The following is a 1247-nucleotide window of genomic DNA, read 5'->3' as shown; positions in this document are numbered from 1 at the left end:
CCCCCCCCTCTTTTTTTTAATCAAACGGCGCCCACCTCCATATACCAACGGAGTAGGGTCGGCCGCTCCAGATGTGAATAAGACACTGGGACACGGCGCCGCCGGCGCGTCCGCCGCCCTGCGGGAGCAGATCGCGGCCAGTGGCCGCGTCTGGCCGCCCAGTTGTGGGCCGTCCGACCAACTGGCCGCCGGGGCGAGCCCCACCGGCGGCAACCGGCTCGGCGTCGGCCAGCAGATGACCGACCTGGGCCAGGACGTCATGACCTCCGCCCACACCATGGCCCTGCACGACGGGCACGGCGGCCTCGGCATGTGGAGCGCCCACCTGGTCGTCGCGCTGGTCTGCGGGGCCTGGCTGTGCGGCGGGGAGCAGGCCGCGTTCCGGGTCGGCCGGGCGCTGGCCGGCTGGCTCTTCGCCCCGCTGTACGTACTCTTCGGCGACACCGCCCCCGGGCCCCTGCCCGAACACGGCCGCCGGGGCCGGGCGCACGAGGCCCACCGGCCGCGGCGCCTGCTGCTCGTCCATGTCATCGCCACCCGTGGTCCGCCACGGCCTGCCGTCGTCTGACGGCCCGTCCCCACCCGGCAGTTCCCCCTCCGGCGCGTCCCGTTGACGGCCGGAGCCGGCCTGCCCACGCGGCATGCCGGAACCCAGGAAGGACACATGGCGATGACCCCTGCCCACCTCCGGGCAGCAGCGACGGGGCACCTGACGCCCCACCGCGGCACGACCACTGACCAGCACCGACGCACCGACCAGCACCGGCCCACCGGCCAGCACCGACGCACCGACCAACACCGGCCCACCGGCCAGCACTGCCTCACGGGGCACCGCCGGCCTGCTGTGCACCACCGGCCCGGGCCCGCGCCGTCCGCCGGCCCTGACACCCCGCGTACCGCCGGCTCTGACGCTGCTCCCGGCTCGCTCGCCCCGGCCGTTCCGTGCCCCCGGGCGGCCGGTGACGCGCTCTCGGCGGCCCTGCCCGTCCGTGCAGCCAACGCGCGCGAGGCGGGGGAGCGCCGGCCGTACGGGATCGATCCGTGCGAGATCGGTCAGCACGGGATTGATCCGTACGAGGTCGGCCAGCACGCGATGGGTCCGTACGGGAACGGCCCGGGCGCGATTGGTCCGCACCAATTCGTCATGGCCATGGCAGATCGCGGGCCGGCCGCCGGCGCGATGTGCGCCGTGCGGGGCGGTGCCGGGCGGGCCGGTGTCGAGGCGTTGGGGCGCCCCGACCCGGCCG

General features: G+C 75.4%; 1 protein-coding gene and 1 pseudogene. Both read left to right on the top strand.

Annotated features, from left to right (window positions below; all coding sequences use genetic code 11):
• The first annotated feature begins 73 nt into the window (after positions 1 to 73).
• Complete coding sequence (locus AAHZ94_RS34290) at positions 74 to 568, top strand: hypothetical protein (RefSeq protein ID WP_349997588.1); 495 nt, start codon at positions 74 to 76, stop codon at positions 566 to 568.
• A gap of 96 nt (positions 569 to 664) precedes the next feature.
• A pseudogene (locus AAHZ94_RS34285) lies at positions 665 to 1247 on the top strand (hypothetical protein); the annotation flags it as partial.

This window comes from Streptomyces sp. HSW2009, assembly GCF_040240285.1.
In the GTDB taxonomy this organism is placed as follows: Bacteria; Actinomycetota; Actinomycetes; order Streptomycetales; family Streptomycetaceae; genus Streptomyces.
Note: the sequence above shows the minus strand (reverse complement) of the source record. Positions and strands in the feature narration are given on the sequence as shown.